19 protein-coding genes and 1 pseudogene are annotated in these 21,157 nt (G+C 59.6%); 11 read left to right on the forward strand and 9 right to left on the reverse strand.

Going from position 1 to position 21,157, the window contains the following annotated elements; all coding sequences use genetic code 11:
* Positions 1 to 422: 422 nt before the first annotated feature.
* Positions 423 to 779, forward strand: a pseudogene (locus AB0O52_RS10405) (aspartate 1-decarboxylase).
* Between the two features lie 266 nt (positions 780 to 1,045).
* A complete protein-coding gene (locus AB0O52_RS10410; RefSeq protein ID WP_364537156.1) occupies positions 1,046 to 1,810 on the forward strand; it encodes a GntR family transcriptional regulator in 765 nt (254 codons plus the stop codon).
* 318 nt (positions 1,811 to 2,128) lie between these two features.
* On the opposite strand, the gene AB0O52_RS10415 is transcribed toward AB0O52_RS10410, so the two are convergent.
* The 3 genes from AB0O52_RS10415 to AB0O52_RS10425 all read right to left on the reverse strand — a co-directional run bounded on the left by AB0O52_RS10415 (position 2,129) and on the right by AB0O52_RS10425 (position 4,969).
* Positions 2,129 to 2,335: a hypothetical protein gene (locus AB0O52_RS10415; protein ID WP_364537159.1), complete on the reverse strand. Its 207-nt coding sequence runs from the start codon at positions 2,333 to 2,335 to the stop codon at positions 2,129 to 2,131.
* Positions 2,336 to 2,835: 500 nt separating this feature from the next.
* The gene (locus tag AB0O52_RS10420; RefSeq protein ID WP_364537162.1) at positions 2,836 to 4,017 is read right to left on the reverse strand and encodes a CoA transferase; all 1,182 of its coding nucleotides are present in this window, start codon (positions 4,015 to 4,017) and stop codon (positions 2,836 to 2,838) included.
* Positions 4,018 to 4,039: 22 nt separating this feature from the next.
* Positions 4,040 to 4,969 carry a CoA ester lyase gene (locus tag AB0O52_RS10425; protein WP_364537165.1) on the reverse strand — a complete coding sequence of 310 codons (930 nt, stop codon included), beginning with the start codon at positions 4,967 to 4,969 and terminating at the stop codon, positions 4,040 to 4,042.
* Between the two features lie 761 nt (positions 4,970 to 5,730).
* On the opposite strand from AB0O52_RS10425, the gene AB0O52_RS10430 reads away from it, so the two are divergent.
* The 5 genes from AB0O52_RS10430 (at position 5,731) to AB0O52_RS10450 (ending at position 8,531) form a co-directional block, all read left to right on the forward strand.
* Entirely contained in the window at positions 5,731 to 6,435 is a 705-nt protein-coding gene (locus tag AB0O52_RS10430; protein WP_364537168.1) for a transporter substrate-binding domain-containing protein, read from the forward strand.
* Positions 6,436 to 6,610: 175 nt separating this feature from the next.
* Positions 6,611 to 7,036 carry a VOC family protein gene (locus AB0O52_RS10435; protein WP_364537171.1) on the forward strand — a complete coding sequence of 142 codons (426 nt, stop codon included), beginning with the start codon at positions 6,611 to 6,613 and terminating at the stop codon, positions 7,034 to 7,036.
* Positions 7,037 to 7,187: 151 nt separating this feature from the next.
* The gene (locus tag AB0O52_RS10440) at positions 7,188 to 7,985 is read left to right on the forward strand and encodes an SDR family oxidoreductase (protein WP_364537174.1); all 798 of its coding nucleotides are present in this window, start codon (positions 7,188 to 7,190) and stop codon (positions 7,983 to 7,985) included.
* A 57-nt stretch (positions 7,986 to 8,042) separates the two neighbouring features.
* Positions 8,043 to 8,354 carry a CoA transferase gene (locus AB0O52_RS10445; RefSeq protein ID WP_364537177.1) on the forward strand — a complete coding sequence of 104 codons (312 nt, stop codon included), beginning with the start codon at positions 8,043 to 8,045 and terminating at the stop codon, positions 8,352 to 8,354.
* 48 nt (positions 8,355 to 8,402) lie between these two features.
* Positions 8,403 to 8,531 (forward strand): hypothetical protein, encoded by a 129-nt coding sequence (locus tag AB0O52_RS10450; protein ID WP_364537180.1) that lies wholly within the window; start codon positions 8,403 to 8,405, stop codon positions 8,529 to 8,531.
* Here the strand turns inward: AB0O52_RS10450 and AB0O52_RS10455 are convergent, their stop codons facing one another.
* The 6 genes from AB0O52_RS10455 to AB0O52_RS10480 form a co-directional block, all read right to left on the reverse strand.
* The gene (locus tag AB0O52_RS10455) at positions 8,532 to 9,467 is read right to left on the reverse strand and encodes a LysR substrate-binding domain-containing protein (protein WP_364537183.1); all 936 of its coding nucleotides are present in this window, start codon (positions 9,465 to 9,467) and stop codon (positions 8,532 to 8,534) included.
* A gap of 707 nt (positions 9,468 to 10,174) precedes the next feature.
* On the reverse strand, positions 10,175 to 11,578 hold the full coding sequence (locus AB0O52_RS10460; RefSeq protein WP_364537186.1) for an MFS transporter: 1,404 nt from the start codon (positions 11,576 to 11,578) through the stop codon (positions 10,175 to 10,177).
* A 538-nt stretch (positions 11,579 to 12,116) separates the two neighbouring features.
* The gene (locus AB0O52_RS10465; protein WP_364537189.1) at positions 12,117 to 13,196 is read right to left on the reverse strand and encodes an aldo/keto reductase; all 1,080 of its coding nucleotides are present in this window, start codon (positions 13,194 to 13,196) and stop codon (positions 12,117 to 12,119) included.
* Positions 13,197 to 13,276: 80 nt separating this feature from the next.
* Positions 13,277 to 14,296, reverse strand: coding sequence for a zinc-binding dehydrogenase (locus tag AB0O52_RS10470; protein ID WP_364537192.1), 1,020 nt, complete (start codon positions 14,294 to 14,296; stop codon positions 13,277 to 13,279).
* Positions 14,297 to 14,682: 386 nt separating this feature from the next.
* On the reverse strand, positions 14,683 to 15,624 hold the full coding sequence (locus AB0O52_RS10475; RefSeq protein WP_364537195.1) for a LysR substrate-binding domain-containing protein: 942 nt from the start codon (positions 15,622 to 15,624) through the stop codon (positions 14,683 to 14,685).
* 125 nt (positions 15,625 to 15,749) lie between these two features.
* Positions 15,750 to 16,709 carry an alcohol dehydrogenase catalytic domain-containing protein gene (locus AB0O52_RS10480; protein ID WP_364537443.1) on the reverse strand — a complete coding sequence of 320 codons (960 nt, stop codon included), beginning with the start codon at positions 16,707 to 16,709 and terminating at the stop codon, positions 15,750 to 15,752.
* Between the two features lie 525 nt (positions 16,710 to 17,234).
* Here AB0O52_RS10480 and AB0O52_RS10485 point away from each other — a divergent pair.
* The 4 genes from AB0O52_RS10485 to AB0O52_RS10500 all read left to right on the forward strand — a co-directional run bounded on the left by AB0O52_RS10485 (position 17,235) and on the right by AB0O52_RS10500 (position 21,157).
* Positions 17,235 to 18,020 (forward strand): SDR family oxidoreductase, encoded by a 786-nt coding sequence (locus AB0O52_RS10485; RefSeq protein ID WP_364537445.1) that lies wholly within the window; start codon positions 17,235 to 17,237, stop codon positions 18,018 to 18,020.
* 52 nt (positions 18,021 to 18,072) lie between these two features.
* Positions 18,073 to 18,492: a nuclear transport factor 2 family protein gene (locus tag AB0O52_RS10490; protein ID WP_364537198.1), complete on the forward strand. Its 420-nt coding sequence runs from the start codon at positions 18,073 to 18,075 to the stop codon at positions 18,490 to 18,492.
* 215 nt (positions 18,493 to 18,707) lie between these two features.
* The gene (locus AB0O52_RS10495; RefSeq protein ID WP_364537201.1) at positions 18,708 to 19,865 is read left to right on the forward strand and encodes an ABC transporter permease; all 1,158 of its coding nucleotides are present in this window, start codon (positions 18,708 to 18,710) and stop codon (positions 19,863 to 19,865) included.
* Positions 19,862 to 21,157, forward strand: coding sequence for a substrate-binding domain-containing protein (locus AB0O52_RS10500; RefSeq protein ID WP_364537204.1), 1,296 nt, complete (start codon positions 19,862 to 19,864; stop codon positions 21,155 to 21,157). The genes AB0O52_RS10495 and AB0O52_RS10500 overlap by 4 nt, the downstream gene beginning before the upstream one ends.

The following is a 21,157-nucleotide window of genomic DNA, read 5'->3' on the forward strand; positions in this document are numbered from 1 at the left end:
CTTACAGCTTGAACGTGGCGGCGCTTTCTCTCTGAACGACCAGGTATAGCTGTCCGAATTTGGCTACATTCATTTAGGAGCACGATGGACCTTCAGCTGCAACCAAATTGGCAACGTACTCTTGGTCAGCGTGTTGAGATTTGGAAAGGCGGGAAACTGGTCCGCGAAGGAACAGTGGAGGCCGTTATGCCGGACAATTCACTTCTCTGGATTTCAGCGGACGGCAACTCTCCTAGGCAGATCATTTCCCGTCATGACGGATACCAGGTTTTCACGCATTTCCTTCCTCCTCGTGCATCCCGCTAGATATTTCGGGCGAGATCGGATTTTGAGGCTCAGATTCTAGATGGTTCTGCAAGTGCTGTGTCATGCAGGATGGAGTGGGACTGGCCGCGACACACGGCCGGCTAGCGGAGCTTTATATGGGTCTGACAATGTTCCAGTCTAAAATTCAGTGGACTCCTGTCACGTCCTGCACCCGGACTACGTAGGTTCCGTCACCGTCGACCTGGACCAGCTCGCGAGCATCGAGACCATGACCAACGGGGCACGCTTGGGTGCACTGTCACTGGCGACCGGGGCTTGGGCCTCGACGCGGCGGCGCACCTGGTGCACGGAAACGACATTGCTAGTCTGATTACGTGCACCGAACTAACAATCGGATGCGCGACGGCCGGCGAATCACGGGTGCTCCATGTCGGCCAGGGCAACGATCGCCCTAGGGCTCAACGCTGGGAAGGGTGCGCCCGCCGTCCGCCTTGAGCGGCGCCACACTCTAAGCTGGAGTGTAAGGGCTGGTACTCCCCACCTCCTCTGCTGCGCATTAGAGAATCCTCTTGGGCACGAGTTTCCCGCCGCCGCAGATGGCAGAACGCGCCGCGCATTACGTGAAACCCGGTGTGAAGCCGTTGCGCAGCCTGTTCGCACCCGGTCAGGTCGAGGGAAGGACGCGCATGCGGTCTGAGGGCTCTCGGGTTGCGCATAAGCCATCGCATTCATTGACAGCGGGTCCGGCGTGCCTCATGCCGTATGTTAGGTGGGGAAAATGATCAGAAAGAGTGCGCAGACCATGACCAGCCGCAGTCCACGCAGCAACGCAAGCCCGCAACTCAGCGAGAAGGCGACCGCCCACATCCGAGGCCTCATCATGTCCGGCGAACTGAGACCCGGGGCATTGGTCCGTCCCGAGACCATCGGCGAGGACCTGGGCATTTCGACCACGCCGGCACGCGAGGCGCTGCAGGCCCTGCGTGTGGAGGGCTTTCTGGAACTGGTGCCGCGGCGCGGGTTTGTCGTAGGCCCGCTCACTGGGCAGGACATCCGGGACCTTTTTCTGGTCCAGGCCCTAATCGGCGGGGAGCTTGCAGCCCGCGCAGCTGCCAAGGCGACAGAGCGGGACGTGGCCGAGCTCGAGGCGCTGCACCACGAGCTGATTGCGGCCGCCGCCCGTAACGACCACGATCGGCTCGAAGAGAAGAACCACGCCTTTCACCGCGAGATCAACTTACTCGCCGATTCTCGGAAGATCATCTGGCTGCTTGGCCTGGTTACCCGCTACGTCCCGAGGCAGTTCTATTCCTCCATCCCGGGCTGGCCGCGGGCCACCATGGACGACCACGCCGAACTACTCCAAGGCATGAAGGCGAAAGACCCGGAGGCGACGCGGGTCGCGATGCAGCACCACATAGTCCATTCTGGGGAACTGCTGGCCGCCCACTTCGACGCCCGCGTCGCCGCCGAAACGGACAACGAGCCGATGTATACCGGGCCCCGGCAGTCGGACGACGGCGGAGGGCTGGCTTCGGCCTGAACTCCGGCTGCCCGAAATTGAGGGTCAGGCAGTGACGTCTCCTAGCGCTGAAAGAAGTCACGGTAACCCGGAATGGGCAAAGTTCAGCCATGTGGCCGTACTCTTCATTTCAGTTCGGCTGCGGGGCCGCCGCGGTCACTTCGAGATGGCGGGGATCAGGGATACGATCAACCCCATCGAAAGTGCGAAGCCCGTGTACCGGAATCGGTTCGGCAAGGACTCCAGGACTGGGGGACACCTAAGTTCCTGTCCTCATTCCGTGCACGATCGCAGTGAGGACGAGGCCGAGTGTAGGAAGAACGTAGCACCCCATCTGGATCAGGGGGTCTGGAAGGCTCTGCGCTTGTTTTGCGCGTACTCGCCGATGAAGAGTGCGGCGTCCGGAAATTCGCCGCCCGCTGAGATTCCGGGAACTAACAGAAGTAGGGCGGGCATGACGGGCGCCCAGATGCCGGCTACCGCAACGCTCGGAAGGAGCCCGGTCAGGACCGTGGCCACGGTCATGGCGATGATGATCGCCGCCAAGGTTCGTGTGCGACATAATCCGATCACCGATAGGACCCACAACAGCCCAGACAAAGGCCGTGCTAGGAACGCCAGCGCGAAGACCGCGAAAGGCTGAAGAATGCCAGCTGCTCCATTAGAGCTGGGAAAAAACTCCGGCCATAGCCGAAGCCAACGCCCCGAGCGTCACCAAATCGAAGTACCCGACAAACGTTCCAATCGACTCGGCAACCAAAGAACTTTTTGGTACAGCTCTGTCGCCTTGCTTCGTCGGAAGGGGTGGCGACCTGAGACTGCTCTTCTCTATGGTTCCGGTCGTAGGTTTCTCTCCCTTGAGAAGTAATACTGTTGAATTTGGCAAGCAAAGCTATGGAATATTTGCGGGACGGCTGCCTTCCGCCCAGACCCTGGCGTCATCAATGCAACCCGAATCATCCCCCAGACGGACAACCCGCCGGGATCAACACTCATCTTCGTTCTGTCCGGCATGCCCGAAACCTCTGCTGCCTCCGGCAGGAACTTCAGCCAGCCTCGACGACCCCTACGGGTGAAAGATCCGGGCTGACGTCGGCGTTGACGGGGGGAGCGTTGAGCAGCTTGTTGTCTGCGCCGAGCTTTGGGCCTAGAGAACGTACTTGGCCTGGAGTCCGTGAGAGCCGGGGTACTGGGCTTGGTACGGCAAATTTTCCGTATTCTGCGCTCTCGACAGCGACGAGATTTTGCCGGGCAGCGATATGCGGATCTTTGACGATGTCGCTGGGCTTGCTCACCTTTTCTGCAATCACTCCAACAGATTTCAGGCGGTCCACTGCTTCATCGGAGTTCTGTGTTCCAAGCCAGGCGCCTAACGCCTCTTTGATCACCGACACCGGAACATCACCTTTGTCTTCAACCTCGAGGTGCCCCCCCTCCCGCAGAAACTCCATAACGTTGCCGACGTGCTTTCCAGTGGCCGCGGAAACCACCACGAATTTACCGTCGATGGTAGGCAAAATCTCCGTAATGAAGCCGCCGGCAAACGGAAAGGACGCCCCGGCGCGGGTGGAATCTATCCCAAGAACCTCAAGGAAGGGCACCTGCCAATCGATCATCCTGAACAGGCCCTCGTAAAGAGGCAGGTCGATCATTTGTCCCAGTCCGGATGTGTTTCGCTCGTGCAGGGCAAGCATCACGCCAAAGGCACCGAAGACCCCCGTAACCAAATCTCCATGGGAGTAACCCGGGTGTACGGGCGGGGCATCGGTGTAGCCGGTCAGGTTCGTGGCCCCGCTGAAGGCTTCACTGATTTTGCCGAATCCTGGACGCTCACTGTATGGACCGCTCTGGCCGAATCCCGAGATCCGGAGCATCACCGCTCTGGAATTGATGCTGTGGATGTCGTCCCAGCCGAGTCCCCACTGTTCCATGACTCCCGGACGAAAGTTTTCGATCACCACGTCCGCGCTTTCGACCAGCTCGCGAGCAAAGGCTGCTCCTTCGGGGCTGCCGAGGTCGACTTCCACGCTCTTCTTGTTTCGTGCGCTCACCTCGAACCAGAGTCCACGTGCATTTTGCGGTCCCATCTTGCGGAGGCTGTCGCCTTGGTTTGGGCGCTCAACCTTTATGACCTCTGCACCGTGATCGCCCAGGAGGCTTGCTGCAAAGGGGCCTGCAATAACGTGTCCGAATTCAAGTACGCGGATTCCTTCTAATGCCATTGCCATTTGCTTCTCTTCTCGTAATTTCTTAGCTGAAAGGGGTGACCGTTAGCCGATACTCAGAGGCAACTTCGAGTGTTGCTCGAGCTGAAACGCCGTGCGCGGTATCGATCATTTGGCCGTCGAGTGCAATCGCGCCTCGGCCCTCTGAGTGCGCCTGTTCGAGAGCTCTGAGGACTCGTTCGGCCCTCTTTATCTCTTCGTCGCTGGGGCCGAAAGTAGTGTTTGCAGCCAGTACATGCGACGGATGAATCAAAGTTGCTCCGGTGTACCCGATACTTCTGGCTTGCTGGAGCTTCTCTTGCATCTCATCTTCACCATGTCCTACTGACGCAGAGACCATGGCATAGGTGGCGCAACCGGCCGCTCGGGCTTCCAGCTGAACAAATGAAAGAAGGTACAGGGTCTCGAGCCCCGACCTCGTTGGCGTGTAGCCGACCGATCGTGCAACGTCGCCGTCTGGAATTGTGCCGGTCATGAGGCTCTTGACACGCTCATCGCAGCTGCCGAGTTCGAAGGCCTTCCGGATGCCGGCAGCACTCTCCAGCATGACGTGTATATCAAGTGGCTGGGCTCGGTGCGAGTTCCGTTCGAACAGTTTTACGGTGTTTATCAGTATTTTCAGGTCGTCTACGCTCTCCACCTTCGGAACCACCACACCATGGCAGCGGGACGCAACAATGGCTTCGATGTCGTCGAGGAGATGGCCGGACTGTACCTCATTCATTCGCGCAAGCAGGTGCACTGGTCCGTGATCTTCCGCCTTGATTGCCTTCAAGGCCTCCCTCGCAGCTGGCTTATCTGTTTCAGCAACAGCATCTTCGAGGTCGAGGATGAGGGCGTCTGCGCCAGCGCTGACGCCGCTGCTGATCCACCGAGGCTTTGTCGCTGGGATAAACAGCAGTGACCTGAAAAGCTGAGGCCTACGGTTTTTACCAGCCGCGGTTGAGATCGTCATTGGGCTCCCGTGCAAATCGAGATGGGGGCTGGCCATCCAGCGCCCATCGAATAGCTGACTCACGACTTTCACTCCGGTGATCGACTCACGGGTCGTGTTGAATCCATCCTGCGCCGTGATGCGACCGGACGGCAAATGCCCATTTTTGATATGAGTATCATCTTCTTGCATCTCGGGGGCCGCGCGGGGTGGCGTGGTCGTCCCCTTTGCGTGGCGTTCCGGCGTGCGGGCATGTGTGCGTGGGTTGGGGCCAGGGTGCGGGCGGAAACGGGTGGGTTTCAAGTAAATTCGCTTGCCCACCTCGGTGTAGACAGTCGAGTAGGTGGCGTTGTCGAAAACACTCCGGTATCGCACTGGCGACGGGCGGGCGGTTATCAGGCCGCCCGGGAAGGTCGCCCGCGAGATACGAACAAGGGAACCTCGACGCTGCCCTCGCATCACCATCTGGGAGCTTCACGAATTCTGGGACCTCGGGACTCGAGCAGCGCCCTTAGCCTGTGTTACCGTTCGGACACCGGTGATTTCGTGGAGCGTCGCCAAAATGAGGGCACGGTGCGGACGGTCACCTCGGACTGTTGTCGGATAAAGTCCGAAGGCGGCCCCAAACGTCGGAACACTCCGCCTCCGTTCACGTGGGGCGCCTACGCTCGATGACCACAACGAGTCCTAAGCCGGGCTTCTCCGCTGAGCGTTGGCCTCAGGGAAAGCTCCTGCCGGACGGTGCCCAGCGTGCCTCCATCCGTCAACGAAAGGAAAAATCCTTGGCTTTCAACATTCCTAATCCAGAGTCTATTAAGGCTCTGGCGCCAACTGGGGTGCTCCGCGCCGTTATCAACCTCGGAAACCCGGTTCTGGCCCAAGGTGACGCAGTACTGCCGAGGGGCATCACAGTGGTGCTCGCCCGCGAAATGGCGAGATGGATGGATCTCCAAGTCGAGTTTCTGTGCGTCGAAGCAGCTCGTGACGCGTACAGAGCGATGGCTGAGCGGAGGGCAGACGTGTGCTTCCTCGCCGATGAGCCCAAGCGGCGCGAACATATTGCTTTCACTCCGCCTTACGTTGTTCTCGAAGGCGTGTACGCCACGGGACCGCTCGCTCCGTTCCAGGATGCGACAAAAGTCGACAGAGCCGGAGTGAGGATCGCGGTCCGGCGTGGTTCCGCGTACGACCTGTACCTGACACGAACGATAAAGGAAGCGCAAATAGTGCGTGCTGAGGCCGAAACTGACGCGTATGTACAGCAGCAGCTGGAGGTTGTTGCCGGCGTTCGCCAGCCTCTGACAGCCTACGCTTCATCCTCTGGTAATCGCATTCTTGAGCCGCCATTCATGCGCATCCAACAGTCAGTCGGGCTGCCGAAGGGCACGGCGGATGAGGTCATCGGGGTACTGGCGGACTGGCTTGAGCATATTAGGTCGACTTTGCCGATCCGCAGGGAGCTGGAACGAATAAATGCAGGTAGGTAACCCCTTTCCTCTAATGAAGAACCGGGCGTCGTAGTATGTCGACGGGTAATGGTGCCATCAGAAAGTATGAATGGCCCAGGCTTTCCATCACGGGCTATGATCACTAATGTCCGCTATTCCAAGGACTTAGAGGGTCCTTTTGCTAGGGCTCAGAACGAAAGGGGAGCTGCATCCAATGCGGTCTCGGATTCATCATGTCAACATTTCCGCTCCCAAATTCGAGGAGACCATCGCCTTTTATCACGACATGTTCGATCTGGTTGATTTTCAGCCAAAATTCGCCAAGGACTACAATCAGCGGGGCGGAACTCGTTTCGTGGGCCCACAGACTGCTGAAATGTCAGCGACGGGGGAACCGTCGAGCATTCACATCTCGGATTCCACCCCCGAGTATGCGAAGAGCGTGATGGAACTCGGCATCAATCCTCGTCTCAATGGGCATATCGCGATCGCAGTGGACGATATAGAGGAAGTGAAGTCCCGGCTTTCTGCTGCAGGCGTTTTCTTTGTCGAAGCCGGGCGCTGGGCTGTTCAGGACTATCATCAGATCTACACGTACGACCCCTCAATGAATCTCATCGAAATCAACCAGGCATTCTGACCATGGCCGAGTAGGCCAGATACGGATCAATATTTCGGATCGCCATCATCTCACCGGACATGCTGCTGATCTTCTCCCTACTACCGAACTCTCTGAGACTCGGTGTTGGTCCTGCCATGCAATAACTCACTACGTGTGGAGAGATAGACTTATGGATTTGTTACTGGCCGGAAAAATCGCCATCGTCACAGGTGCGAGCAAGGGGATCGGGCTGTCGGTAGCTTCTGCCCTGGCTCGTGAGGGCGCTAAAGTCGCCATGGTGGCGCGCGGCGGTGATGAGTTGGAGCGTGCATGCGCTCAGATTCGCTTAGACGGCGGCCACGCCTTGGCTGTGTGCGCAGATACGACTAACGAGGCAGCCATCAGCGACCTTGTTGCCAGGACGGTGAAAGAGTTTGGGAGCGTTGACATTCTCGTGAACGCGGCCGCACAGGCCGCCGATGCAACCAAGCCGAGCGCTATCAAGGACCTGCATGGCGCAGACTTGCTCCGTGAGATAGACACCAAAGTGCTCGGGTATCTTCGTTGCGCTCAAGCGGTGGTGCCCCATATGGCGGCATCCCGGTGGGGGAGAATCGTCAATGTTGCCGGTTTGGGTGCGCGGTCGACGGGATCTCCTTTCAATTCGATCCGCAATGTCTCTGTTGCAGCCATGACCAAGAATCTGGCAGATGAGCTGGGTGAGTCTGGTATCAACGTGACTGCAGTTCACCCAGGCATGACAGTGACGGAGCGCACTGAAGATCTGCTCCAGCGTATGGCCGAGGCGACTGGGGAGGACGTGGATGTGGTGAAGGAACGTCTTGATAACGCGACATCTATCGGCCGGATGGTCACATCAGCCGAGGTGGCAGACGTCATCACCTTCCTCTGCTCTCCACGCAGCGTTGCTGTCACGGGCGAATCGGTAGCGGTGGGCGGCGGCCAGCGCGGAGTGATCCACTACTGACAAAGGGCGCCTGGGGACCTGGAGTTTATCAAGAGGGAGTGCCGTCGCCGTCGCTTGATGCCTCGCGCTTTTCGATCGGGTGACCCAACGCGCCCGCCGTATGCCGGTTATCTTGCGGGTCCGCGGCAAAGCCGGCGGACCCGCAAGACCGAACCACCGCCGGGAGCCTCGCGGCCTCGTCCTCAGACAGGTGCAGACGCGGCGTCCCGGGCGCTGAAAGGACTCACAGTCGTTGAGCAGGCGGTTGCTGCCCCGTTTGCGACTCGGCAGCTGGCCGACCTGGGAGCCCGGGTGATCAAGGTCGAGCGTGACACCGGTGACTTCGCTCGGGGCTATGCGACAAGGTCAATGGTATTGCCAGTTATTTAGTATGGCTGAACCGCAGCAAGGAATCCATCGTGCTGGATCTCAAGTCAGATGGCGGTATTAAGGGTCCTGCGCCGCCTCGTCGAGGATGACGACATCCTTTTCCAGATCCTCGCCGACTTCATCAAGGTATCGATGCTGGAGGCGCCCGCTGAACGGGTCTCACAGCCCTACTTCTAGTTACGGGGAGTCCACGAGCGTGGCGGAGGGCCACTCGCCTGACAAGACGAGTCGCCGGGATACTTGCAGTAGCTCAACGGCAACGACTTCGACGGCACGAGGTACGCGAGCCGTCCGAGGGAGACTTATCACCACTGAGCGTGACACGCTCGGTTCTGAAAGAGGGGCGCCAGTGAGCTTGCCTTGCTGTATGTCGCGGGCCACTCCGGCAGCAGGCAGAATAGTCCAGCCTCGACCGGCCATCACCATCTGCTTTTGAATGTTCAACGAATTGGTCTCAAGAATGATTTTCGGCTCGAGAGGGATGTCCGCCCGCGCCTTGTCGATGAGCGTGCGTAAAGTGTGTCCGACGGTTGGCAGGATGAGTGGTTCACGGAGTACTCGCTGCCAGGTGCCCTGTTCTGCTGGTAGTAAGCCCGATTGGGGCGGTGCCACCGCCCATAGGAGCTCATTAAGCAGCGGCTTCACTCGCATCGCGGTTGTATCTGCCACGTTGTAGAGCAGGGCGACGTCGACGATACCATCGTCCAACCATTCTTTGAGATGGCGGGAGACTCCTGACAACAGGTGGAGCTCCACTCCCGGGAATTTCTCTGCTACCGAATCGACAAGCGCCGGGACGATCAGATCCAACAGGCTCTCGAGCACTCCTACCGAAACTCGGCCTGTAACCTCCCCCGGCATGGGTGTCAGTTCAGATCGGGCACGCTCCAACTCTTGCAGGGCACGCCGGGCATGAGAGAGGAAGACTTCACCAGCTGAGGTCAGAACCATGCCATGACGTGTCCGGTCGAAGAGTATGACGCCCAACTCGTCCTCAAGCGTCTTGATCTGCCTCGTCACCGCTGGCTGCACGAGGTGCAACAGCTGAGCAGCCCGCGTGACGCTCTCGACTTCGGCCACGGTTACCATGGCAATGAGCTGCTTCATCTCCATAGGAACTCCTTGGCTTAGGTTGGAATCACCGGAACCTATGGATCCAGGGAGCCGCACTCTCCAGATGACGAACTGCGAAGTCGTGGTTTATTCACGTTCACCAGGTTCACTGCCTAGAAGGTGCGCATCCCAACGCTAGCACGGTGCTCAGGATGTGCGTGCGATGACGGTCTTGGGCATTCGGAATGTCGTGTTGTTCCGATTCCGCAGCGCGGAGGCGAGGAGACCATTCGTCGGAAATGGATCGCGTGAGTCACGCATTCGATTTCACGAACGAAGTTTCGTGGTCCTCTGGCCGGACCGTGCTAGCGTGCAACACAATGCCAGCCCCCTTACCTGCTGTTGGCCGGGACTGCCTTTAGCTTTGGCTACCACGCCCCATTTCCTTACGAGGCGAGATCATTCCTCGCTAATCCCGAAGCCCACCCGCGACTCTGTGTAAGTGTGCTTTGGAAGACCCGTCATCGGAAGCGAGAAAGGGAGGAATGTTAGGTCCTGATTGAGGCTTGAACAGGTTGAGTTCCGCTGCGTCCTAAGACAGCGTCAACCCGCCGTCCACGACGAGCTCGTGACCATAAACGTGCGGAGACGCAGCGGAGGCGTGGAAGAGTACGGCATTGGCAACGGGGACAACAGTATTGTCCTGGCCGATGGATTCTCGTGCCGCGTGCAGATCGAGCAACCGTGGCCGCTGTGTGTGGCCGCCCCTAATGTGGCAAGGCCTGAGACTGCCGGCGTATGTGCGTCATGAGGAGGTGGGTGAGTAGAGAGATGAACACGGTGAGGCAAAGGATTGCGCCGATCGCGAATGTTGCATTAATCCCGGCACCGGTCGGGTGAAGATCCGGTGCCATGTTCGCGGCGAGCACAGCGCCTGAGGCTGCAGTGCCGAAGGAGCTCCCCACGGTGCGAAGTACCTGGTTGAAGCTAACGGAACTGCCCAATTCGTTAGCTGCCACACTGCGGGCGATCAGCGCCGGCATGGCGGCGTAGCTGGACCCCGTTCCCAGACCGAACACCAGCATCCCGATCAGGATCTCCCAGAGTTCGGCGTGGGCAAACCAGAGCAGGATGCCGGCCGCCGTGATCATGCCCGCGCCGATCGGCAGCAGGGTCGCCAGGCGGATCCGGCGCGCCAAGCGGCGCACGAGACGGTTCGCGCCGAAGCTACCCACCGACAACGGGAACATAACGAAGCCGGCCCAGAATATCGGCATCGCGATGCCGTAGCCGGTAGAAGTCGGGGCCTGGGCGACGAGGCTGGAAATCGAGAGACCAATGTACATGGCGGCGCCGAGCCCAACGGCCGTACCGTTGGCCAACAGAACTTGACCGTTCCGGAGGACCTGAAGATTAACCAGCGGATGCGGCGTCCGCAGTTCGGTCCGGACCCAGGCCGTCAGGACGGCTGCGGCGAACATGAAGGCACCGTTGGTCCATAGGGAGCCCCATCCCCAGTTCGGCCCTTCCCCAATGCCCAGGAGCAGGGCGCCGAGACCGAGGCCGAGTAGGACCGCACCGGTGTAGTCGAAAGGCACCCGTGGGGCCCGTTTGTCAGGACCTGCCGGGACGACGCGAAAGACGACGGCGATGGCAGTGACAACAAACAACGCGGCGAACCAGAAGGCGAACCGGAAATCGAACAGTCCTGCGATGATTCCCGTCAGGGGATAACCGATCCCGATCCCGGTTGAGACGGTCACCGAAAGGCTGGAGATAGAGAACTGCACCTTGTCCGAGCGGACGTAACGGCGCGCAAGGGCGATTGTCACCGGAACGACCCCGTAGGTCAGGCCCTGAAGCGCTCGTCCGACCAAGAACACTGTGAAGTTGGGGGACACCGCGGCGATGATTGATCCTATGAGGATGATGGACAGAGCTGACATTAGAAGCCGCTTCTTGTGCGGTCCGTCGCTCAACCTCCCCATGATGGGGGTCGCGACAGCGCCGACCAGAAGGTTGACGGTGAGCATCCATTGCGCCGTGCTGACCGATACATCCATCTCGCGGGAAATGGAGGGCACCAACAACATGCCCAGCGAGCTCACGATTGCCGTAGAGAGCGCCGCGTAGACCAAGGTGGGCATCAGATCCGAGCGTCGTTTAGTCAACGGACGCCCCAAATCCAAGCTTCCCGAGGATGCATATGACGGTTTGGAGTGCCTTCCGTTCGTCAGCCGTTCGTCGGCCGAGCCTTGGGGTATGGCAGTTCCCCTCTCGGCACTCGCGCCTTGTGACGAATGCGGGTCTCCCCCTGAAGTCATAGCTCACCACGGTTCCTTCCCTCTGTAGTTACACGGTCGGCCGGTGCCCCTACTCGGCTTCACCGGATCGCGGCCTTAAAAACCAGAACGGCGACACGTTCACAGAGCGAACCCGGCCAAAACCAGCTAGGGCCTCACTCGCTATTTGCCGACGACGAAACTGCTGAAGGCTAACTGACCGGAGCCGGCCTGGACAGGAGCGTTTTTCGAACCTGCGACTACCTCCTCGACGAGCCTGGAAGTGGGCTCGTTTCCACAACCCTGCCTTGGAGGACGCGGATATGCGGGGCCGACGTCGCTCATTCATCGCCGGGTCACGCCAGAACCGGTGTGACAAGGCTGTGCTCGGGTCGTGCTGCGAGCTGCACGCCCCGAGCCGTCCTTCCTATACGGAGATTCCCAGCGGTTCCCGGGTGTGTCGGAGTGCCTCGTTGGCAACGATGTCGTGAGGACCGAGCCGGTCTGAAGCGGACTTCGCGTGGTGCCAGTACGGGTAGATCAGCGTAGGCGCGGATACCTTGTCCAAGCGATGGCGCTCCTCTTCGGTGAGGGCAATGTCTACGGCGGCGAGGTTGTCCAAGAGCTGCTGTTCAGTCTTGGCACCCACGACGAGCGACGACATGCCCGGCCGGCCTAGCAGCCACGCCAGCGATATCTGAGCGGCGGAAACCCCTCGGGCATCGCCGATAGCGACCAGTTCGTCCACGATGTCATACAGGGCGTCCTCGTCACGGACCGGTGGCTCATTCCATTCGGCGAGTTGGCGGGTGCCCTCTGGTGCCTGCTGCCCCCGTCGGTATTTGCCCGAAAGCAAGCCGCCCGCCAGTGGGCTCCAGACCAGCACCCCGACGCCAGAGTCTTCGGCGATCGGGAGCAATTCGTATTCGGCCTCGCGAGCCTGCAGGGTGTAGTGAATCTGTTGGGAAACGAACGGCTGGTATCCGTTTCGCTCGGACACGCCGAGGGCTTTCATCAACTGCCAGCCCGCGTAGTTTGAACTGCCGACATAACGCACCTTGCCTGAGCGCACGAGCGAGTCGAGTGCCTCGAGTGTCTCTTCGAGGGGAGTCTGTCCATCCCACTCGTGTACCTGATAGAGGTCGATATGGTCGATATTGAGGCGACGCAGGCTCGCCTCGGCCTGGGCGACAATCTGATGCCGTGACAGCCCGCCGTCGTTTGGACCGTCTCCCATAGCCATGCGCACCTTGGTAGCGACAAGCGTGCGGTCTCGTCGCCCTTTGAGTGCCTCCCCAAGCATCTCTTCAGAGGCGCCGTAGGAATACACATTCGCTGTGTCGACCAGGTTCACCCCGTGATCGAGCGCCACATCCAGCAGCCGTTTCGCTTCATCCAGACCGGTACTGCCGGCGTATGCGAAAAAGCCCCGGCCGCCAAACATCATCGCCCCGAGGGTAATGGTGGAGACTTTCAACCCTGAACGTCCTAAGTTGCGGTATTCCATGATGATTCCTTTCCCGTGTGTATCGCGGTCTGCTGCAAGGGGATCCCGGGCTGCTGCGTCCCGGGCGCCATCTGTACCTCTTAATTCTTGGGCACAAAAACGCCCTTGCCGTCGGTCTGGCGATCGAACCACTGGTACGCCTCCGTGGCCTCGTTCAGCGTCCAGTTTTTGGTGAAGAGGGCGTCGACATCAATGCTGCGGTCTAGTACGAAGTCCGCAAGGTGTTCCATTTGCACGGAGGAGAGCGTCCAAGAGGTCTTGGCCGTGATCTGCTTCGTGAGCTGCTCCGTCATGTCCACCTGCAGTGACGCTCCTCGCCCAATCCAACACACTGCGCCCCAGAGGCCTAGCACCTGCAGCGCTTGCTGGGTAGCGATCGGCGCCGCCGAAGTCTCCAGACTCTTGGTCACGCCGCGGCCGCTGGTAAGATCAAGCACCGCGTCTTGGACCGAGTCGACCTCGCGGGGATTGATTGTCTCCACGGCGCCGAACTCCCGCGAACGTTCCAGCCGCTTCGGTTCGATGTCAAGTGCGATCACCTTGGCGCCCATCGCGGTCGCCAGTTGCGTCGCCGCGAGGCCGACGGGACCCTGACCGAAGATGGCGATGGTGTCGTCGCCGCGCACACCGATCATCTCGAGTGCCCCCCACGCGGTGCCCGTCCCGCAGCTGATGGCAGCCGCGGCCGAAAACGACAAGCCTTCCGGTAGAGGCATAACACTCGAGAACGGCATGTTGATGAAGTCGGCGTGCCCTCCGTGGACATTCAATGCCAGCGCGCGTAACGCCTTGCGGCACAAGTGGGTCCACCCCGAGCGGCATTGGTCGCAGCGACGGCAACCGATGTAGTGATGGATCATCACCGAGCGCCCAACCCAGGACGTGGGCACCAATTCGCCGACAGCGACGATTACACCCGCCGGCTCATGCCCCGCAATCACCTCCGGCGCTGAACCCTTGGGTTTGCGGTACTCGTGCAGATCGGACCCGCACATGCCAGAGGCGCGTACCTCGACGACGACCTCCTCCGGGCCTGGAGTAGGGTCGGGGAAGTGCCGTAGCTCTAGTTCGCGGTCTCCGCGGAAAACGACTCCTTGCATCGGGAATCTCCTTTGACTCTTCTCAGATAGATGTGTTTGTCCCGCGTCTGGTTCGGGACGAATGGTGAGTTGCGCATATCCTCGCGGGAAGAGGGTCCCTGAGGGATGGGGAGGCCGAGGTCATAGGCACCGCCGGACTCGGGCCGGAACCTTGCCGGGGGAAGCGATGACGTCTTTTGAGATTTTTATGGACTTCGGCCCTACGACTCACTTCGTTCCCGCTCCCAGCAGCGTCCTGCGTCGTCGGAACGGTTCCGTAACAATGTGTGATGGAAGTCTTCGATATTGGTATTTGCTGATGAGGGTGTGTTCCTGGGACATGACAGTCCGTTGTTGCAGTGCACGGTCGGACCGTGGCCGTGTGGGCGGCTGTTGCCTGGGCGCAGTCACTGCTTTGATCCGTCCACGAGCGTGGCAGACGGCCATGCGCCTGAGACCACTAAGTTACGTGATACTCGCATCAGTTCGGCGTTGACTGCTTCGACGGCACGTGGAATGCGGGCGGTTCGCTGCAATCCCACTACGACAGAGCGCGAGAGGCTCGGCTCGGCCAAGGGTGCACCGCTGAGCGTGCCGGCCTGAATATCGCGAGCGACGCCAGCCCCGGGCAGGATGGTCCAACCGCGCCCGGCGAGGACCATTTGTTTTTGAACGCTCATGGAGTTTGTCTCGAGAGAGATCTTCGGCTCGATTGGAATATCGAACCGCGCTTTATCGATGAGTGTACGCAACCCGTGGCCGAGGATCGGCAGGATCAACGGTCCGCTCAGCACTCGTTCCCACGTGACAGGTTCTGCCGGCAGCAGCCCTGCGTCAGCGGGAGCGACGGCCCAGAGACGTTCGGAGAGCAGGGGTTTTACGCGCATCGCGGGTGTATCCGCGAGGTTGTACAGTACCGCGATGTCGACAACACCGTCGTCCAGCCATTTCTGAAGGTAGCCCGAAAACCCTGACATTACCCGGAGCTCTACTCCTGGGAATCTCTTAGCGACTGCTTTCGCAAGTGGGGGAACGATCACATCAAGCAGGCTCTCTAAAACACCCACAGACACCAGCCCCGTGACTTCACCTGTCTGAGGCGTCAGCTCAATGCGCGCGCGTTCCATCTCCTGGAGCGCACGGCGGGCATGGAGAAGGAAGACTTCACCGCCTGACGTCAGGACCATTCCTTGCCGGGTCCGGTCGAAGAGTACGACGCCCAGCTCGTCCTCGAGCGTCTTAATCTGTCGCGTCACCGCCGGCTGCACGATATGGAGCATCTGGGCAGCGTGTGTCACACTCCCGGCCTCGGCTACGGTCACCATGGCCACGAGCTGTTTCATTTCCATGTGACCTCCTTAATGCGGGAGTTGTGTCCATGAGACATGTCGGGATTGCCTTTTGACATCCGCGGGCCGTTTGTGTCGGGCATTTTGCGCCCTGACTACTGACTGATGTCGCGTGGCGAGGAGAATTACGGGGCCAACAGGACTTTAGAGGCCTGGCGCGTTGCGGTGAGATGGATGGCATGGTCAAGCTCATCCAGTCCGACTGTCTTGACGTCTATCGCTGCGAGCCCTGTGGCCTTCGCTAGCATGTGCGGTACGTCTTTCCAGTCCGAGATGTCGTGCGCCCGGGCGCCGACGAGGCTTTTTTCGGTCATGGCGAGCCTGCCCGAGTTGATCTGAACAGGGTCCGCAGGCAGCCCCACGCAAACAACGGTTCCGCCTGGTGCGGCAAGCTCGACCGCCAGAGACACGGCGGATTCATGGCCGGCTGTCTCAAATACGACGTCGAACGTGCCCACGACCGAATCGGTGTCACGCCCGACGACCCTGATCTGCTCCACGCCCATCGAGGACGCAAGCTCCAATTGTTTCAGATCGGCTTCAGTGCCGACAGCAGTCGTCAACACTCCGTCCTCGGCGCCCAGCGCCGCGATTGTCATGAGACCGACGGACCCGGGCCCGATTACTGCTACTTTCATTCCAGACCGAACCGAGCCCCGCTTCAGTGCGTGCAGGCCCACTGCAAAGGGCTCTGCGAGGGCAGCCACCACGTCGGGGACCTCATCAGGGACAATGGCAACATTGCGGCGCGGGACAACGAACCGCTCAGCGAATACGCCGTCGATGTCTAGTCCCAGAACCTTCAAACTCCGACAGAGCATGGACCGACCCGCGAGGCAGGGTGGACACATTCCGCAAACGACGTGACCGGAGCCTACTACCCTGGAGCCGACAGGGAGTCCGCTTCCTGGTGCTGAGGCGACAACTCGTCCCAGGTATTCATGTCCGATGATCTGAGGGAAATTGGGTCGGTAGGTCGCCCGTGCGGCTGCATTCCACTGGACGAAGGATACGTCGGTTCGACACAGGCCGCCGTAAATTAGCTCCAGGAGAACCTCGTCTTCTCCGATCTGGGGCACCGGCATATCGCGCAGCTCCACACCGCCGGGGGCGGCTTCACTCTTCACAAGGGCTCTCAATTGTTCCTCCTGAACCTAGACACTACGAAGACAGCTGGTGGGGACGGAAGGAGCTGTAGCGGGAAAGGGCGCAGACTCAGCGCCACCCCGATACTTTTATCGCCCCACTGGCCCCACAGCAGCCATACTGCCTAGTGATACCGTCCTTTTCAAATAATATTCACTGATACCTGCATCACTCCATCACATGCTGAATCCATAGCGCTTCGATCTCCCACCCCGGGCGCGCGCAGCAGGGCTTGAAAGGCAACAAAGCCCGGGTAGCCGCCGGCCAACTGGAGGATGCGGGCGGGGCATGGACCCATCACAAATGATCATTTGCAAGGTTGTCCCTTCACGTCACATGATGGATCTCAACAGGCTGTGACTCGGGTCACCCAAGCGTTGAAGGCATCAGACCTCCCGAAGATTCGAGTACGTCGGTTCGCCCTCGATGGACGCGGGCGGCATTGGACGGGAGAAGAAAACAGTATGACTGGCCATGAGAATAGTTTTTCGGGCAAAGTCGCCATGGTGACTGGCGGCGGGAGCGGAATGGGTCGTGCCACTGCGCTAGCGTTTGCGGCAGCCGGGGCGCGTACCGTGGTTATCGACCTGTCCGATGAGACGGGAAGGGAGACCGCGGATCTCATCAAGGAACGCGGTGGCGAGGCAATTGCTGTTCGGTGCGATGTGACCCGGAGCGAAGACGTAAAGGCGGCGACGGACGCGACGATCGCGGCCTATGGACGTCTCGATGCAGCCTTCAACAACGCTGGCCTAGAGCACGGGCTCATCGCGGCAGCTGACATATCTGAAGCTGAATTCGACCGCATCGTAGATGTGAGCCTGCGAGGGGTTTTCCTTAGCATGAAGTATCAGATCCCGTTCATGCTTGCCAACGGTGGTGGCGCCATTGTCAACACCGCGTCTGCCGCTGGACTGATTGGATTCAAAGGTCAGGCCGCCTATACCGCAGCGAAGCACGGCATTGTGGGCCTCACCAAGTCTGCAGCCCTCGACTACGCAAGGCAAAAAGTGCGGATAAACGCGATTTGTCCCGGCATCGTCGACACACCAATGATGGATCGGGTAACAGGCGGGACGCCTGAAGGGCGGGCTGGAACTATCGCGATGGAACCTGTCGGACGCATGGGTCGTCCCGAAGAGATCGCAGATAGCGTGCTGTGGTTGTGCTCCGACGCGGCGTCGTTCGTCGTCGGCCACGCGTTGTCAGTCGACGGCGGAATGGCCACGGGCCATTTCGGTGAACGCTAAACCACACTCTTGGCACCTGTCGGTACAAATCACCCGAAAGCTGCCGACCCTAATGAAGGAGAACCTGGTGCGTGCCAGTAAATCAACAATCGAATTTCTGACCGAGTATTACGCCGCCATGGAGGCGAAGGATACGGAGAGGTGCAGAAGTTATTACACCAACGACATGACAGTCACATTTGCTAACGCTCCAAAGCTCGAGGGCCAGGACGCCTTCATCACCACACTTTCCGGTCTGCTCGATCAAATCGAATCAATCCATCATGACGTCATCGCCGCATGGGAGGAGGACGACGACGTCCTGATCTTTGAGTCCCTCGGGACCTGGACTCTGCAGGATGGCAGTTCTCTATCCATCCCGGCTTGCTCAGTATGCAGGATGGTCGACGGGAAATTCGCGGACCAGCGGATCTACGTGGACAATGCACCGCTCTTCGCCGCCCTCCAGCATGACGAGACGGTACAGGCCTGAGAGCCCACCGATTACGGGCCTGCGGACACGCTGAGCCAACAGCCACCCCGGGATCATGGTGAGGATGGCAGGCACTACTCGCGTTCACCATATCTTCACAACCGAAGACTTCAGTCTAGGGACGCCGATGTCTCTTGCCGCTTCGCGAACTCGGCGCCGCAGCCCGAGATCGACGGATTCGCAAAGCGATTGACGCTGAATAGAAAAGGTAAATTGTGCGTAAATACGAACAGATCTCGGAACTGACCGAGCAGCGAGACTGGAAAAATCCGGTGTCAAAGGCGCCCCGAGAGAAGGCGCGGCCCGGGCTGATCACCGATCTAAAGTACCGGTTTCATGGACGATACTTAGCAAGCTGGGGAGCACTGATGCTTGCCCTTCTGGTCATCGCACTTGTTGTGCCGGTTGCACTTCGCCCAGACGGGCTGAAGGTCGCAACAGCACTCGCTGGAGTGCTGGCACTCGCATCCCTCGGCCAGATGCTCGTGGTGATGCTCGGTGCCATCGATTTGTCGCTTCCTGCCATAATCACGTGCTCGGCGGGGGTGGTTGTTCACTACGGAAAACCGGGGGCGGATCTCCTCGCAGTTGTTGTCGGAGCCCTTGCAATCGCCGTCGTGATCAGCCTTTTCAATTGGCTATTCATTTCGGTCATCCGCCTCAACGCCATCATCGTAACGTTGGCGACCTTTGGAATCGTTACTGGCGGGGTTGTGCTGTGGACCGGTACCTCCTTTTCGCTCACGGGTCTGGCCCCTACGGACCTGCAAAATTTCACCCACTGGTCCGTTTTGAGCCTGAACGCCTGCTTCATCGTTGCGCTCGTGGTCGCCGTCCTTATCGCCCTGCTTCTATCGAAGACCCGAGGCGGGCGGCAAGTCGCCGCCATTGGATCAAACAGGCGGGCGGCGCAGTTTCACGGCATCAATGTTCGTCGCGTCGAATTCTTCACTTTCGGCGGCGTGGGGCTTCTCTACGGCCTGGCCGGCGTGTTGGTGGCGGGTATTGTCGTGACGCCGGACACCTCGGTGGGCACCCCTTACCAACTCGCCACCATCACCGCGGTGGCCGTCGCGGGTGCAGCCTTCAGCGGCGGCCCGTCCAGCGCCGCAAGTGTGCTGTGTGCTTGCTTGTTCTTGCAATTGCTCGATCAAGCACTTTCAATCCATGGGTTCGACGCGGGTCCCCGAGTCGTGGCCCAGGGCGTCGCTCTTGTTCTCGCAGTATCGGCGATCACCCTTGGGCGATTTGCACTCTCTGGTCTGCGCTGGGGCAACCGCGGAATCCATGGGACCGGTGGACCAAAACAACAACAACAGGGCGTGGAGTCTAAGACGACGACCCGGCCCTTCAATATGAAGGAGACAATATGAAAACTAGTCACTCAGGTTGGACCGGATTGCGAAAGGGCCACTTCCCGTTGCCACTTGTGGCAGGCGTTGTGCTTGCCACGATCCTGACCGGCTGTTCGACCACATCGGCAGCCAATACTACCGCCAGCGCCTCGAATGGTGTCCCCGCGGATCTAATCACTGCCTCGTCTGTCGATCCCACGCAGCTTGCAGCGACAGCGAAGAAGGCGCTCTTGGCTGATGTGCCGGTCTCTCAGCTCCCGCCAGTTGTGGCCGATGCATTCGCAGTAGCGTCAAAGCCTCTAACTGACGCGCAGGTGCAGCTTCTCAAGACCTGCCTGAGTCAGCGCTCTTGTGACACTGGACATGGAACCCTAACCGTGGCGATCAACGCGGACTTCACGAACAACCCAGTGTGGAGCGTTCGCCGGGCTGAGGCGACCGCTCAGGCGCTTGCTTACCCGCAGGTCAAGCGAATTATCTTTACCAGCTCGTCCAGCGGGAACATTGCCGAGGTACTGGCCAACTTGAGAAGCCTTATCAGTCAAAGGGTCGACATTATTGTCGAAGACCCGGTTTTCGGTGCCGCTATTCTGCCGGCGGCAAAAGAAGCCAAGGCCGCCGGCATTACCTTTGTGACCGCAAATTCGCCCCTTCCTCCGGAAGCGGCGTCAGCGGTCTCGGCACAGCTCCCTTATGACCTATGCGGTATCGGCACCGATGCGGCAAAGAAGATTTTGGCCGATACGACAACTGGGTCGAAGTCCTACGCGCTCTACACCGGCGTCCCCGGAAATAGCAATGCCGGTGAATGGCAGCCTTGCGCAGAAAAGGTACTGAAGGCGGCCGGCTGGCAGCAGGCCGTATCTGGATTCACACAGTGGACAGGACAGGGAGAGACTCAGGCGGCTAATGAGCTTCTTGCCTCGGGTAAGGACGTTTCAGCGATGTTCTACGACTACAGCGCGGATTCCTTCCTGCGGCCCTATATTAGTGCTGGCAAAACTCCGCCGGCCTCATTTGTGGACACCGCCAACTACTCCGCCTTCGATCTCGCCAACGAGGCGAAAAAGGGAGGCCTCAAGGCAGCGAACTATGTCTCTAACGGGCATGTTTGGTACGTCCGGATGGGCGTGACTGCCGGCATCGAGATCAAGCTCGGTGTGAGCGTCCCGAACAAGGTGCTCGCACCCGTCCCGGTAGTGGCACTTGCGGATATCCAGGACCAAAACGTACTGGATATGCCCCGGAACGTACCCCTACCGACCCTGCTCAGCCCTGAGTTGGCCAATCTGGCTCTCTCCGCCGGCTGA

The sequence above is a fragment of the Arthrobacter sp. NPDC080073 genome (assembly GCF_040686575.1).
Taxonomy (GTDB): domain Bacteria; phylum Actinomycetota; class Actinomycetes; order Actinomycetales; family Micrococcaceae; genus Arthrobacter.